Source organism: Candidatus Pseudothioglobus sp. Uisw_050_01, assembly GCF_048085775.1.
In the GTDB taxonomy this organism is placed as follows: domain Bacteria; phylum Pseudomonadota; class Gammaproteobacteria; order PS1; family Pseudothioglobaceae; genus Pseudothioglobus.
On sequence record NZ_CP159804.1, the window covers coordinates 1,745,221 to 1,759,865 of the forward strand.

A 14,645-nucleotide genomic window follows, 5' to 3' on the forward strand; every position below is an offset into this window, starting at 1 on the left:
CGGAGACTAAAATGAAGCAATCAAACTTTATCGCCCCCTCAATACTTTCAGCAGATTTTGCTAAGCTTGGAGAAGAGGTTGATAATGTTTTAGTTGCTGGTGCCGACATTGTTCATTTTGATGTCATGGATAATCACTATGTGCCAAACCTTACAATTGGGCCTTTAGTTTGTGAAGCACTGAGAAATCATGGTGTTACTGCACCAATCGATGTTCACTTAATGGTCAAGCCAGTCGATAGAATTATTCCTGACTTTGCAAAAGCGGGGGCTTCTTACATCACATTTCACCCCGAAGCCTCTGATCATATAGACCGCACAATAGGGCTTATAAAAGAAAATGGCTGCAAAGCAGGTTTAGTTTTTAACCCAGCAACTTCACTTCACTATTTAGAGCATGTAATCGATCAACTTGACATGATACTGCTGATGTCAGTAAATCCAGGATTTGGAGGTCAGTCTTTCATAGCCTCGTCTTTAGAAAAATTGAAAATTGTAAGAAAATTAATTGATGAAAAAGGCCTTAGCACAAGACTTGAGGTTGATGGTGGCGTTAAAGTTGACAATATTCAAGAAATTGCGGCAGCTGGTGCTGATACATTTGTCGCCGGGTCAGCAATTTTTAATACTGAAAATTACAAGTTAACGATTGACAAAATGCGCAAAGAGCTGGCTTTAGCTAAATAACCTTTAAGACAAAATTTAAACCACCTCAATAGCCAGTTGTGAGAAAATATTCTCTTTGTTTTTTAAACTGAGCATTTATGGGAAAGTCATCCTTTTTTGGTCCTGAAACAATATCTTTGCATTCTGGTTATCAGCCAGAATCGTCTTTTGGAAGCAGAGCAGTTCCTATATACCAAACCACCTCTTATGTTTTCGAAACAGTTGACGATGCTGCAGCTCTTTTTAATATTGAAAAAGGTGGTCACATATATAGCCGAATGACCAATCCAACAGTTGCGGTTTTAGAGCAGCGTATTGCTGCACTTGAAGGTGGTGTTGGAGCTATTTGTACTGCTTCAGGCATGAGTGCACTTTTTGTTACTTTTATTAGCCTGTGTTCTGCAGGAGATCATATTGTAAGTGCGTCACAAATTTATGGTTCGACAGCAACACTTCTAAAACACACTCTTAAAAGGTTTAATATAGAATGTACCTTTGTTTCTATAAATGATGAAAAAGCCCTAAAAGACGCAATACAAGAAAATACTAAGCTTGTGTTTTGTGAGTCAATAGGAAATCCAGGACTCGAGGTTTCTGACCTTCCTAAAATTGCTGAAATCGCCCATCAAAATAACTTGCCGCTTGTTGTGGATGCTACTTTTGCTACGCCTGTATTATGCAAGCCTTTAGAGCACGGCGTTGATGTAGTTGTTCACTCAGTCACAAAATGGATTGGTGGGCATGGAGTTGCTGTTGGAGGGGTAATTGTTGATGGCGGTTCTTTTGACTGGGGTTCTAGCAACAAACACCCAACCCTAACAACACCTTATGAGCCATTTCATGGTATAAATTTTTGGGAAGAATTTGGTCCCTCTGCCCTATCAATGAAAATTAGAGCAGAATCAATGCGTGATTTTGGTCCAGCAATGAGCCCTCATAGTGCATTTTTGATTCTTCAAGGAATAGAAACTCTCACCCTTAGAATGAATCAACATGTAAAAAATGCGGTTAAACTTGCAAAGTGGCTCCTAGAACAATCCGCTGTTATGTGGGTTAACCATCCAGATTTACCCGAAAACCCAACTTATGAAATTGCTCAAAAGCTATTTCCAAATGGTGCTGGCTCTATGCTTTGCTTTGGGGTCAAAGGGGGCAGAGAAGGTGGTGCGGCATTTATCAATGCACTAAAATTATCATCTAATTTAGCAAATGTTGGTGACTCAAGAACCTTAGTTCTTCATCCAGCTAGTACTACTCACTCGCGCCTTGATGAAGAAGCAATGAAAGCAGCTGGAAGTAGTGTTGACTTAATACGCGTATCTGTTGGAATAGAATCTGTAACAGATATTATTAGTGACTTCAAATCTGGGCTTAAAGCAGTAGAAAAGGCAATTTCATAATGAATATTGTTGTTGATGGAGAAAATATTTTTGTAGCCACCGGTGGCTGTGCATTTGATCCCAAAAAACCTACTGTGGTGTTTATTCATGGAAGTGGTCTAGACCATAGGTCTTGGGCCCTTCAGGCTAGATGGTTTGCTTTTCATGGTTTTTCAGTATTTGCACCTGACCTGCCAGGTCATAGCCTTTCAGAAGGTAAGCCTTTAAAAACAATTGAAGAGATGGGCAAATGGCTTGGAAAAACTCTTAAACTAGCAGGCTGTGAATCAATACATCTTGTTGGCCACTCTCAAGGATTTCTTGTTGCTTTGGAGACAGCCAGCTCTTTAGGGGCAAAACTAAAAACACTAACTGCTGTTGCAACTGCTGCCTCAATACCTGTTAACGAAGCTCTGGTTGACGCAGCTAAAAAGACACCTATTGATGCAGCTGATATGTTGCTCAAGTGGGGGTTTGGCTCTCAGTCACAATCAGGTAGTAGTGCTGTTCCAGGAATGCAGCCTATAGGAATTGGTCGACAAATAATGGCTAATAATCCCCTAGCAGAAGATCTTATTGCTTGCACTGAATATAAAAATGGCATAAATTGTGCTAAAAATATCAACATTCCATCTAATGTTATTCTTGCAACAGAAGACAAAAATACGCCTCTTCGATTCGGCTTAGAATTAGCTGAGCTGCTGAATGCTGAGACTACGACTATTTCTAATGCAGGCCATATGCTTCCAATAGAGTCTCCAAAAGATACTCTTGACGCTATTAAATCATTCATTCTAAAAAACTCTTCATGACAAATCAAATTAAAAAAGTTGGCGTTATTGGCGCCGGAACAATGGGGGCTGGAATTGCTGGTCAAGTTGCAAATGCTGGGGTAGAAGTCTGGCTTCTTGACCTTCCTAGTGAGGGTGAGAACGTAAACAGCCTAGCGGCTAAAGGCCTTGAAAGGCTTAAAGACCCAGACATGCCTGGCCTTATGAGTAAAGAGGCGGAAAGCCTTATAAGAATTGGAAACACGCGTGATCACTTCCATGAGCTTGAGGATTGCGATTGGATTGCTGAAGCTGTTGTAGAGAGGCTTGATATTAAGCAAGCCCTTTATCAAAAGTTAAATGAAGGTTGTAAAGAGTCAACCATTATTACCTCTAATACCTCAACGATTCCCATTAGTCTTCTGACAAAAGGAATGCCAAAAAAGTTTTGTGAGCGCTTTGCAATAACTCATTTTTTCAACCCAGTTAGATTCATGAGATTACTTGAATTGGTGCGTGGTGAATTTACTAGAGATGAAGTAATTGATACTCTTGATTTATTTAGTGAGAAAATACTTGGAAAAGGTGTTGTCTCATGCTCAGATACGCCTGGCTTTCTTGCTAATAGAGTAGGTGTTTTTGCTATCCAGTGTGCCCTTCATAAAGCCTTTGAATATAAGCTATCACCAACAGAAGCGGATGCTTTTTTTGGCAGACCTCTAGGTCTTCCAAAGACAGGGGTTTTTGGACTATATGATTTAATAGGCATTGATCTTATGGCTGATGTTGTCAAAAGCCTCGTAAGTATACTTCCAGAAAATGATGCTTTTCATAAGTACTCGTCTCAAATTAAGTTTATGAGCAAAATGATTGCAAATGGCCAAACTGGAAATAAAAATGAAAAAGGTTTTTATAAACAAATTGGTGATGAAAGACAAGTAATTGATTTATCGAATGGAAGTTATGGTCCTCATGAGCGCTTAAAGACTCCTCTTCTTGAAGAGGCAGAAAAATTGGGGTCTCTTTTATTATTAAAGACACAAGCCCGTATGGTCTTTATATATGGGATGTTATTTCAGAAACGCTCTGCTATGCTGCTTCTCTGGTACCAGAGGTCACTGATGATTTAACGCAGATAGATGATGCTATGAAGCTTGGCTATAACTGGGTTCAGGGGCCATTTGAGCTGTTAGATGAAATTGGAATTGAGTACTTTGTTGACAGACTACAAGCTGATGGTAGAGACGTTCCAGAGTTTCTTCTTAAGGCTATTAACAATAAATTTTATATCAATTCAAAATCTGGATTAAGCTCCCTCTCACCTAGTGGAAATCTAAAACCAATTATCAGGCCAGATGGTGTGCTTAGATTTTCTGAAGTGCGACAAACCCTCAAAGCAATCAATTCAAATGAGTCTGCTAGCTGGTTTGAATACGAAGGCGCGGCAATTGTTGAGTTTCACTCAAAAGCTAATGCTCTTGATAGTGGGTCTTTAGATATGATTTCTGATGCAATATCTGAGTCTGAAAAAAAGGGCTTACGAGGCGTGGTAATTCACAATGACTTCCAGCATTTCTCATGTGGGGTTAGTCTTTGGAGTGTTAGAAATTGCTTTGAAAAAAATGACTTTGATGCTCTTGATGCATTTCTTATTTACTTTCAAAACACAATGCTACAAATGAGAAATTCAAAACTACCTGTAATTGCTGCCCCTGTTGGCATGTCAATTGGTGGTGGCTTTGAAGTTGTCCTTCATGCGGATCATGTTGTTGGTCATGCTAACTCTGTCATGGGCCTTGTTGAGTCATTTATGGGGGTTGTTCCAGCTGGTGGTGGATGTAAAGAAACACTATATAGGTGGTCTGAAAGTCTAGGAGACGATCGGAAAGGTGCCTGGAAATCATTTATGAATATTGGACTTGGTAGAAAAGCCAACTCTCCACAAGAAGCTGATGCTCTATCAATGAGAAGAGCTAATGATGTCTTTCATATGAATAGAGACCGCATACTGACTGATGCGCTTTCATCGATTGAGACAACCTCAAAAGCAAAAGCCCGAAATCCCCTCGCACTTTCTGGCGTAGACCACTTTGAAGAAATGTTGCAATGGCTTACAACAAATCATAAAAATGGCATGCTTACGCCACATGATGTGACTGTTGGAACTGAGATTGGAAGAATTATGACTGGTGGAAATTGTGCTTCTGGTACTATTTTTACTGAACAAGATATTTTAGATGCTGAGCGCTCTTCATTCCTCACTCTTGCTCAAACGCAAGAAACGCAAGCAAGAATTGTGTCTATGTTAGATAATGGAATTACGCTTAGAAATTAACCGTTAATGCTATGAAAAAAAATCCTGCAAATTTTATACCTCTTTCACCGCTTTCGTTCTTACATAGAACAGCGGATGTTTATGGTCAGCACACTTCTGTAATTTATGAAAATAGAGCTTACACTTGGAGTGAGTCAAGAGAAAGATGCGTTCGAATTGCCTCAAGTCTAAAAAGTTATGGCATAAAGCCAGGTGATACTGTCTCGGTACTGGCATTTAACACCCCAGAAATGTTTGAATCACATTTTTCAATTCCAATGGCTGGCGCAATCCTAAACACTATAAATATTAGACTTGATGCCGCAACAATTGCATACATTTTTGACGACAGTAATGCAAAGATGCTCTTTGTAGACAGAGAGCTTTTTGCAGTTGCATCTGAGGCCCTCTCTATGACTTCAGTTAGTCCAAAAATAGTAGTAATAAACGATTCTTTTGCTGAATCACAGCCTGATATTTCTTCAGATATAACTGATTATGAAACTCTAGTTGTAAATGGAGATCCTCTATATAACTGGCAAATGCCTGATGATGAGTGGAGCCCACTTTCACTCAGCTACACCTCTGGAACAACTGGAAAACCTAAAGGCGTCGTCTATCATCATCGTGGCTCTTATTTAATGAGTATGGGTACTGTGATTGGCTGGAGCCTTCCCAACCACCCGGTTTATCTGTACTCAGTTCCATTATTTCACTGCAATGGCTGGGGCCATGCTTGGACAATGGCTGCGATCGCTGGAACTATAGTTTGCCTTAGGACTTTTGCCCCTGAAAAAGTATTTAACCTCCTTGAACAGCATAATGTAACTCACTTTGGTGGAGCTCCTATAATGCTCAATATGCTTGCCAACGCGCCTAAAGAAACGCAAAAATATTTTGAGAGAGAAATTAAAGTAATGACTGCTGGCGCACCTCCTCCTGCAAAGGTTTTAGAGAGCATGATGAAACTAGGATTTAATGTTATGCATGTATATGGATTGACTGAAACGTATGGACATATCCTTCAAGCCGCACCTCAAGCATCTTGGCTTAATGAGAGTCCAGCCGAGCTTGCTAAATTAAGCTCAAGGCAGGGAGTAAGATTCCCAATGACCGAGGATGTTAGCGTCATTGATCAAGAGACTGGGCAGCGAGTTCCGCATGACGGAGAGGCGATTGGTGAAATTGTAATTCGCTGTAACACTTGTATGATGGGCTATTGGAACAGCCCCAAGGCAACAGAAGAGGCATTTGCAGGTGGCTGGTTTCATAGTGGTGACCTAGCAGTAATTCATAGTGATGGCTATATTCAAATTAAAGACAGATCAAAAGACATCATCATATCGGGTGGTGAGAATATTTCTTCCGTGGAGGTTGAAAATGTACTTTATCAACATCCTGCAGTCGGAGAAGCAGCAGTTGTAGCAATGCCAAATGAGACTTGGGGAGAAGTGCCGTGTGCATTTGTAGAACTCAAGTCTAACCAAGAGGCTTCTGAAGATGAGCTTATAGCCTTTTGCAAAAACAATATGGCTAAATTTAAAAGGCCAAAAAAAGTTGTCTTTGGGCCGCTGCCAAAAACCGCAACTGGGAAAATACAAAAACACGAGCTTAGAGCGTCAGTTAAAAACCTAGGAGAAGAATAATGTCATACTATACTGCGCCTGTAGAAGATATGAGTTTTGTATTAAAAGAAGTTGTTGAAATTGAAAAACTTTGTAATGAGATAGGCCTTGATGCTTCAACAGTTGACATAATTGATACTGTTTTAGATGCTGCAGGAAAGCTTGCAAAAGAAGAGATAGAACCAATTAACAAAACTGGCGACTCAGAGGGTTTAAAAATTGACAGCTCTGGCAAAATCACTACTGCAACTGGTTTTAAAGAGGCGTACCAGCACTTTGTTGAAGGAGGGTGGGGCTCGTTACAATTCTCACCTAATTATGGAGGACAAGGCGTCCCTTTTGTCGTTGCTGCAAGTGTTCAAGAAATGTGGCATTCGGCAAACATGTCATGGGGTCTGTGCCCTCTCCTTACCCAGGGAGCAGTGGAAGCAATAACTCTAAATGCAAATGAGGAACTCAAACAGCGCTACCTTCCAAAGCTTATATCTGGTGAGTGGAGCGGCACGATGAATCTTACTGAAGGTGATGCAGGGACAGATGTTGGTTCGCTTAAAACGCGAGCAACTCCAAACGGCGATCATTATTTAATCTGTGGTCAAAAAATTTATATCACTTGGGGCGAGCACGATATGTCTGAGAATATCATTCATTTAGTGTTGGCCCGACTGCCAAACTCTCCTCAGGGTGTTAAAGGCATATCTTTGTTTTTAGTGCCAAAGATTCTTGTCAATGATGATGGCTCCCTTGGAGAGTCAAACGACTTAAAAGCATTATCAATTGAGCACAAAATTGGAATTCATGCTTGCCCGACGTGCGTCATGAGCTATGGAGAAGAAGATGGGGCAATTGGCTACTTAGTTGGCGAGGAAAATAGAGGTATTCAGTGTATGTTCACAATGATGAATAATGCAAGACTCACAGTTGGACTCCAGGGAGTATCAGTTTCAGAACGTGCGTACCAACAAGCACTTAGTTTTTGTAATGAACGTGTTCAAGGAATTGCTCCAGGATTTCAAGAGCCTGGTCCAATCGCTAGGCATCCTGATGTGCAAAGAATGTTAGCAAACATGAAATCCATTACCGAAGCATCGAGAGCTTTAGCCTATTCCGCTTGTGCAGAAGTTGACTATTCTGGAAGCGACTTGCCAGCAGAATTATTAGAAAAACATAAAAGGAAACTTGGAGTCTTAACGCCGGTTGTAAAGGGCTGGTGCACTGAAACCGCACAAGAAGTTGCCTCTGTCAGCCTTCAGTGTCACGGAGGAATGGGCTATGTTGAAGAGACTGGAATTGCTCAGATTTTAAGGGATGCACGCATACTTCCAATCTATGAGGGGACCAATGGAATTCAAGCAATGGACCTCATTGGTAGAAAAATCATTAGCGATGATGGGCTTGGAGTTAGGGAGCTTATTTTAGAAATGCAAGAATGTGTCGAAGCCCCATCATTATCAAAGCTGATTTCCATGTCGCAGATTGATCGGTTTAAAAAGTCTCTTGATGATCTTGAAGAAACTGTTTCGATTATTACTAAAAACTCTGATGACAAAGAATTTACTGGAAAAATTGCCTTTGATACACTCATGATGATTGGAACTATTTCAGCAGCTTGGCAAATGCTTTTAAGCGTTGAGAGGGCATCATCTGCTTTTAAAAACAACACATCATCTTCTGAATTTTTAAAAGAAAAAACTGAAACTGCAAAACACTATCTAGACTTTATCATGCCAAGATATCTATCAAATTTTTCAACAATATCTGCGTGTACGAATTAATTACATTTACCCTATTGCAATAATATTGCATTTAGGATATATTATCCTGTTTTAATTAAACAGGACTCAAAAATGTTAAAACTTAGCTTTCTTTCGTTGCTATTAATTTCTTCTTTTGCAAGTGCAGAGGAAGAAAGGCGTGCAGATGCACATGCCCACGGACTAAACAATTTTTCAATGGTAATCAGTCAAAATCAAGTTGCTATTACTTATGAAATGCCAATAGTTCAACTACTTGATGAACATGCCGAACATGACGAGCATGATGAGAATGATGAACATGACGAGCATGATGAACATGATGAGAATGATGAACATGACGAGCATGATGAACATGATGAGAATGATGAACATGACGAGCATGATGAACATGATGAGAATGATGAACATGACGAGCATGACGAGCATGATGAACATGACGAGCATGACGAGCATGATGAACATGACGAGCATGATAAGTTAACCGTATCAGATGAATCATTAGCTGAATTTCAAAATTATTCACAATTATTTGCATTTCCTAAAGGTGCTAATTGTGACTTAGTTTCATTTAAATCTGAACTTCACAGTGTCTCAACAGAAGGAGATCACAAAGATGTCGAATTATCATATGAGTTTTCTTGCAATGAGCCAAGCCAATTAAAGAGCATTACCATTAATGCATTCAATCACTTCAGCGAACTAGAAAATTTATACTTCGAGGCAGTAATAAACAATAAAGCGCTAACAAAAAGCCTAAAATCTGACGTCGATAAAGTAATATTTTAAATGAGAATCTGATGTTAGAAACACTGGGACTGGAATACCATTATCAGCACGGTAAAAAAATTGTGTTTCCAGAAATAGAGGTTAAAAGGGGACAGCGATTATTGATTAGTGGCTTTTCAGGCTGTGGTAAAACTACTCTACTCAGCCTGATTGCTGGCGCCTTAAAACTTCAAGCTGGTGATATTAAGTTTGATGGCATTAATTACTCTTCAATGTCCTCCCTGCTTTTGGATAAATTTAGAGCAGATCACATCGGCTATATTTTTCAAACACTTAACCTTATTCCATTTTTAAGTGTTTCAGAAAATATAGCATTGGGTATTAGATTCTCTCAATCTAGAAAATCTAAAGTTAATGATCTAAATCAAGAAATCACTAGACTGGTCAAATCACTAGGGCTAGGAAAAGAGGTTTTAACAACTCCAGTAAACCGCCTAAGCGTTGGTCAGCAACAAAGAGTTGCAGTTGCTAGAGCTCTGCTTGGCAAGCCAGATTTAATTTTAGCTGATGAGCCAACCTCTGCTCTTGATGCTGAAACGACTAAAAAATTTTTAAATGAGGTGATGGACGCTTTTGACTCAACCAAACAGGCAATAATTATGGTGAGTCATGACGCCTCTATTACACATTACTTTGACACTGTCATAGATTTGAATAAACAGCATGCTTAGTCTTTTGCTTAAATCAATGCGCTCAAGGATTATTCCGACATCGCTTGTGACGATATCTTTGATGGCTTCAATGGTTCTGCTATTAAGCATAGAGAGAGTTCAACAAGGCACAGAGGAAGGCTTTAATCAAAGTATTTCAGGTGTTGATGCAATTATTGGACCAAGGTCGAGCTCTCTTGAATTGGTTTTATACACAGTTTTTCATCTTGGTAGGCCCACAAACAACATCACAACGAAGACTGTCAATGATATTAAGCAGAGAAGTGATATAAGTTGGCTGGTTCCAATTGCACTAGGTGATAGTCATAGAGGGTTTAGGGTTGTAGCGACTCAATCAAATTACTTTGAGCACATTAAATACGGCAACAATCAATCATTGATTTTTTTGAACGGAGTAGCATTTTCTGAACTATCGGAGGCAGTCTTGGGGTCTGATGTTGCTGAAAGACTTAATTACAATGTTGGTTCAGAAATTCAAATCACCCATGGCTCAGTTGAGTCAATAGGTAGCAAGCATGATGACTTTTCATTTAAGGTTACAGGGATTCTTAAGAAAACAGGAACCCCAATTGATCAAGCTATTTTTTTGGACCTAAAGGGCTATGAGCTGCTTCACCTTGGATGGATGAGCGGGAAAAAAGTATTCAGCCTTGATGATATTGACTTGTCGTCTCTGCCAGCTGGAGCTTTAGACCCAAAAACAGTTACAGCTGCTTTTGTGGGCCTTAAATCAAAGATAACTTTATTTAAATTTACCAAGAGTATTAGAGAATACTCGAAGGAGGCTATATCTGCTGTAATACCGGGCATAGCATTGTCAGAGCTTTGGTCAATTGTTGGGTTAGTTGATAAAGGATTTCAGCTTCTAAGCTGGATTATTATTGCAATCAGCCTCATAGCAATGGTAACTTTAATTATTGCCAGTTTGGATAACCGTAAACAGGAAATGACAATTTACAGAGCCAATGGGGCCTCGCCAAAATTTTTAGCCATAATGGTAATATGTGAGTCTCTTGTAATTGGATTGGTTGCAATTATTGGTGCAATTATTCTGGTGACAATTGTGACTTACTTTGCAACCAATCAGTTAAACTTGGCTTTAGGCATTTCACCTTCGTTTAAGTGGATCAGCTTGGAGGAAATTAAGGTTTTTGGCTTGATCTTATTTGCTGGAGTATTAAGTAGTTTGGTTCCAGCAGTCATGGTTTTTAGAAAAAATTTACATCAAACATTAAGCTAGTCTGCATGTTAAAAAAAATATCCCTCTCCATTTTAATTTTTTTCTCGTTAAGCTCTTTTGCCATTGTAGTTACTGATGAGTATTTATCCACAATAGAAGAAAACTGGCTAAGCCTTGAGCCAGCTGATGCATATGATTTTATTCCAGAAGATCTGACCTATGAAATCTATAATAGCCCAGAGTTTCAAGCAAAATTAGAAGAGGCTGGAACAAAACTAAATAAATTGCTAGAAGGAGAAGATATTGCACTTGCTGGATTCATGGTTCCAATTGAATATGTAGGATCTGACATTAGCAAGTTTTTGCTTGTCCCTGAAGCTGGTCAGTGCATCCATGTTCCGCCCCCACCTCTAAACCAAACACTGATTGTCGATGTGTCAAACAATCCAATAAAGTTTCGCGATTTATACGTACCAATAATTGTTTATGGGAGAATATCTGTAGGATCGCAAAGTTTTGATATTGCTGATAGCGGATATGCCATTACTGATGCAGTTGTTGAGACGCTGCATTTTAGTGACGAGGAGTATAGAAAAAACGAAGAGGAAAGTGATGATTAATAACGCAAAATTAATGTCTAAATGTTTAGAGTCTGGAAAAAGTGCTACGCCTCAAAGAATGTCAATTATTAATGAACTAGACTCTGCAAGAAAAAATCTTTCTGCCTATGATCTGAGGGACTCTTTAAAAGATAAAGGCCATTCATTTAATATTAGTACAATTTATAGGGTCTTAAGCTTTTGGATTGATGTGGGGGTTGTTCATAAAATGGACTCAAGCAATACTTATCTAGTTTGCAATGATAGCCACACAAACCACTTTCATGTCTTGCTTAACTGTACTAGTTGTAAATCTGTGGAAGAGTCTTGTCAGCTTTCAGCTCAACTTTCTTTACCTAAAAGCAACAAGTTTTCAGTTAATAACTCTCAAGCTGTAGAGCTTAGTGGGCTCTGTAAGATGTGCCAGTAGATAAAAAAACTATTTAACTGCTTATTCTCACCATAAGTTCATTTTTACGAAACATTGGCAGCGTCCATGGTGAATTAAATTGAGCAACCATAAAGCCTCCTTTTATTTCAATCTTGTTTTTTAAAAGCAACTCTGAAAGTTTTTTTTGATAGTTTATGCTTCTAGATTCAGTAGCCCAGCCCCCAAAAGATAGAACAGCGACTTTACCAAGACTCTCTTTCTGAATTGAAACTTCACTTATGTTGGCTTTGGGGAGGTCGCTCATAGAGTGTTCTTTGGGCATTATAAAAGAAATGTTATAAGACTTAAGCCCCTCAGAAGGGCAATCAGCAATAACAGGTGCAGTCATGGCAATTTTCATTTCTTTATCATTGCCACCAAAAATATAACTTGCAATTCTTCTGAATCCAGAAGAGGTTGAGGCTTTGTAGTCGGCCTGAACTTTTGTTGTAGCAATAACCATGTCACTATAACGACGAACTTCAAAGCCTTCATACTTGGATATTATTTTATATTCAGGGGTTTCAATTGCCATTTTTTTAGTTTGAGTTATTTTTTTCCAAAATAAGGAATCAATATGGGTGTGTTGTTCTTGTATTCAAGATACTCCTTGTCATTGCCCCATTTTTTTTCAGCTTTTTCTTCTAAAAAAGGTAGTCCACTTATTTTAGTTAAGAGAAGATAGACAAAAACTGGCGACACAAGGGTTAAAAACTGCCAGCCTGAGAGAAGTGGGAGCGATATAATTGCAATGCCCGTCCAAAGAACAATCTCCCCAAAATAGTTTGGGTGGCGTGATATAGACCACAATCCAAGTGTTATAAATTTATCCTTATTTTCAGGGATTTCACTAAAGCTCTTTTTTTGTTTATCTGCGAGAGCCTCGAAAGCAAACCCTAAAACCCAGAGGGAAAATCCTGCTATAAAAAATAAGTCAAGAGCTGCATGCTGATTTAAAACAATAATGGTAACAGCATTTGCTGTCGTTAAGAAAACCCATAGGGCTGAAAGAGTCCATGTCATTAAAAATTTTGGCAACGATTTCTTGATCTCCCTAAACCTTTTGTCTTCTCCACTTTTAACTATTCTTATGTAGAGAAATGTCCCAAGTCTTAGCGTCCATATAGATACAAAAATAGCCACAATAGTCGAGCGCATAGAAACTTGCATTCCTTGGCCTAAAAGTGCAAATATAGAAGTAGCAACTAGAAGTAGAGTTGCGATCATTCCTGTAAAGTCAAAATATTTTTCTGAGCTTGTTACAAGCGAAGGGATTGCAACAATCCAGTGCACAATAAAGCTAACAGCGGCACATAAAAGTATGGCTGGCACGCCGTAAAGTACAGCGCCCTCAACTGTTGCAGCATTTGCAACAAAATAGGCTGTCAAAATACATAAAATAATAGCAACAAGGTCCTTGATATTATCCATTATGGCCTCTCAAAAAGATAGTGGGAAACACCCCATTCAGAGCCACTTTTAAAGCCAAAAAGAACCTCGCATGACATGAAAAAAATACGCCACCTTTGAAACCAAATGCCTGCTTCATCTTTACCATAAGTTTTTTCGAATAATTTAAGCACTTCAGCTTTATTTTTATCCATCTTGTTAAGCCATGCGAGCGAGGTTTTTTCATAGTGAGTTCCATCTACCCTCCAATCTTTCTCAATTTTCATCCGACTTGGAAAACAGGTTAGGAGCCTATGTGAAGGCATCTGACCGCCACTAAAAAACTCTCTAGCCATCCAGTCTCCCTCATCTTGGTCTTCAAAGGGATAGGCAATTTCTTTATGAGAAAAAATATGAACAAAAAGTTTTCCATCTTTTTTTAACCAGCCACTTACTCTTTTTAGAAGCTCACCATAGTTACGCATATGTTCAAACATTTCGATTGAAACAACACGATCAAAGCTTTTATCAATTGAAAAGTCGTTCATGTCTGCTGTTATAACCTTGATATTTTCTATCTTTAATTTCTTACATTTGTTCTCAATAAACTGCCTCTGGTCCTTTGAATTACTAACAGCAGTAATTTTGCTATTAGGGAAATTTTGTGCCATATAAAGAGTCAAGGAGCCCCAACCACATCCTAATTCTAAAACCTCTTGGCCATCTGAAAGGGATGCCCTTTCACAAGAAAGCTTTAACATCTCCAGCTCTGATTCGTCAAGAGACGAAGCACCCTTTGGCCAATAACCAGAACTGTATTTTAAGTTCGAGCCCAGGACCAATTCAAAAAGCCTTGGTGGAACCTCATAGTGCTGTTCATTTGCTTTTTCTGGAACCAGAGCAATTGGGCTTTCATTTAAAAAGCCAATCCAAGATGAGTGTCTTTTTTCCATTTCAAGCTTGCCAATGCTCGTTGCCTCTAAAAGCCTTTGAGCGCATAAACGCCTTATTCCAAGCCTAATAAGCATGTCTGGTAATAAACCATTTTCTGCAAGTTTTATTAATAATTTAATCATTTTT

The 14,645-nt window shown here is 39.0% G+C and carries 15 protein-coding genes; 12 read left to right on the forward strand and 3 right to left on the reverse strand.

Annotated features, from left to right (window positions below; all coding sequences use genetic code 11):
• Positions 1-11 precede the first annotated feature (11 nt).
• The 12 genes from rpe (at position 12) to ABXT51_RS08925 (ending at position 12,176) form a co-directional block, all read left to right on the forward strand.
• Complete coding sequence (gene rpe / locus ABXT51_RS08870) at positions 12-686, forward strand: ribulose-phosphate 3-epimerase (RefSeq protein ID WP_416695462.1); 675 nt, start codon at positions 12-14, stop codon at positions 684-686.
• Positions 687-763: 77 nt separating this feature from the next.
• Positions 764-2,065, forward strand: coding sequence for an O-acetylhomoserine aminocarboxypropyltransferase/cysteine synthase family protein (locus ABXT51_RS08875; RefSeq protein WP_416686982.1), 1,302 nt, complete (start codon positions 764-766; stop codon positions 2,063-2,065).
• On the forward strand, positions 2,065-2,856 hold the full coding sequence (locus tag ABXT51_RS08880) for an alpha/beta fold hydrolase (RefSeq protein ID WP_416686984.1): 792 nt from the start codon (positions 2,065-2,067) through the stop codon (positions 2,854-2,856). Before ABXT51_RS08875 ends, ABXT51_RS08880 begins: the two co-directional genes overlap by 1 nt.
• Positions 2,853-3,944, forward strand: coding sequence for a 3-hydroxyacyl-CoA dehydrogenase family protein (locus tag ABXT51_RS08885; RefSeq protein ID WP_416695464.1), 1,092 nt, complete (start codon positions 2,853-2,855; stop codon positions 3,942-3,944). Before ABXT51_RS08880 ends, ABXT51_RS08885 begins: the two co-directional genes overlap by 4 nt.
• 17 nt (positions 3,945-3,961) lie before the next feature.
• Entirely contained in the window at positions 3,962-5,149 is a 1,188-nt protein-coding gene (locus ABXT51_RS08890) for an enoyl-CoA hydratase/isomerase family protein (RefSeq protein ID WP_416695466.1), read from the forward strand.
• 11 nt (positions 5,150-5,160) lie between these two features.
• Positions 5,161-6,774, forward strand: coding sequence for a long-chain-fatty-acid--CoA ligase (locus tag ABXT51_RS08895; RefSeq protein WP_416695468.1), 1,614 nt, complete (start codon positions 5,161-5,163; stop codon positions 6,772-6,774).
• A complete protein-coding gene (locus ABXT51_RS08900; protein WP_271558714.1) occupies positions 6,774-8,528 on the forward strand; it encodes an acyl-CoA dehydrogenase family protein in 1,755 nt (584 codons plus the stop codon). Before ABXT51_RS08895 ends, ABXT51_RS08900 begins: the two co-directional genes overlap by 1 nt.
• A gap of 72 nt (positions 8,529-8,600) precedes the next feature.
• Positions 8,601-9,296, forward strand: coding sequence for a ZrgA family zinc uptake protein (locus ABXT51_RS08905; RefSeq protein ID WP_416695470.1), 696 nt, complete (start codon positions 8,601-8,603; stop codon positions 9,294-9,296).
• A gap of 11 nt (positions 9,297-9,307) precedes the next feature.
• Entirely contained in the window at positions 9,308-9,967 is a 660-nt protein-coding gene (locus ABXT51_RS08910; RefSeq protein WP_416686994.1) for an ABC transporter ATP-binding protein, read from the forward strand.
• Positions 9,960-11,207, forward strand: coding sequence for an ABC transporter permease (locus ABXT51_RS08915; protein ID WP_416695472.1), 1,248 nt, complete (start codon positions 9,960-9,962; stop codon positions 11,205-11,207). The genes ABXT51_RS08910 and ABXT51_RS08915 overlap by 8 nt, the downstream gene beginning before the upstream one ends.
• 5 nt (positions 11,208-11,212) lie before the next feature.
• Positions 11,213-11,767, forward strand: a complete 555-nt coding sequence (locus ABXT51_RS08920; RefSeq protein ID WP_271556643.1) for a DUF3299 domain-containing protein — start codon at positions 11,213-11,215, stop codon at positions 11,765-11,767.
• Positions 11,760-12,176, forward strand: coding sequence for a Fur family transcriptional regulator (locus ABXT51_RS08925; RefSeq protein ID WP_271541885.1), 417 nt, complete (start codon positions 11,760-11,762; stop codon positions 12,174-12,176). The genes ABXT51_RS08920 and ABXT51_RS08925 overlap by 8 nt, the downstream gene beginning before the upstream one ends.
• 13 nt (positions 12,177-12,189) lie before the next feature.
• On the opposite strand, the gene ABXT51_RS08930 is transcribed toward ABXT51_RS08925, so the two are convergent.
• Genes ABXT51_RS08930 through ABXT51_RS08940 form a run of 3 tightly spaced genes read right to left on the reverse strand, consistent with a single transcriptional unit; the run spans position 12,190 to position 14,641 of the window.
• On the reverse strand, positions 12,190-12,711 hold the full coding sequence (locus ABXT51_RS08930; RefSeq protein ID WP_416695474.1) for an SOUL family heme-binding protein: 522 nt from the start codon (positions 12,709-12,711) through the stop codon (positions 12,190-12,192).
• 14 nt (positions 12,712-12,725) lie between these two features.
• Entirely contained in the window at positions 12,726-13,607 is an 882-nt protein-coding gene (locus ABXT51_RS08935; RefSeq protein WP_416695476.1) for a DUF1295 domain-containing protein, read from the reverse strand.
• Positions 13,607-14,641: an SAM-dependent methyltransferase gene (locus ABXT51_RS08940; RefSeq protein ID WP_416695477.1), complete on the reverse strand. Its 1,035-nt coding sequence runs from the start codon at positions 14,639-14,641 to the stop codon at positions 13,607-13,609. Before ABXT51_RS08940 ends, ABXT51_RS08935 begins: the two co-directional genes overlap by 1 nt.
• Between the last annotated feature and the right edge of the window lie 4 nt (positions 14,642-14,645).